1 protein-coding gene is annotated in these 275 nt (G+C 57.1%); it reads left to right on the forward strand.

From position 1 onward, the window contains the following. A partial coding sequence (locus tag FS777_RS21315; RefSeq protein WP_145257611.1) for an immunoglobulin-like domain-containing protein occupies positions 1 to 275 on the forward strand: 275 nt, incomplete at both ends.

A 275-nucleotide genomic window follows, 5' to 3' on the forward strand; every position in this document is an offset into this window, starting at 1 on the left:
CATGCCGCTCAAGGCGACGACGTCTACAAAGACTCGGGCGAAATCAGCCTGGGCATCAAGTCGGCAGCCGATGCAGGCGGCCGTACCTTCGAAAACCTGCAGCTGGGTAACGATGCCTCGGTCAAAGTCACCGACACCATCGACGAAGTTGTGGCCAAGCTCACTGCGACTACTTCGGTTGCCGAAGGCGGCGAGATCACCTACACCGTGACGCTGACCAACAAAGACGGTCTGCCGATCAACAATCACGCTGAGTTGTACTTCCACCTGAAAGA

Source organism: Pseudomonas sp. DE0157 (assembly GCF_007678615.1).
GTDB lineage: Bacteria > Pseudomonadota > Gammaproteobacteria > Pseudomonadales > Pseudomonadaceae > Aquipseudomonas > Aquipseudomonas parafulva_B.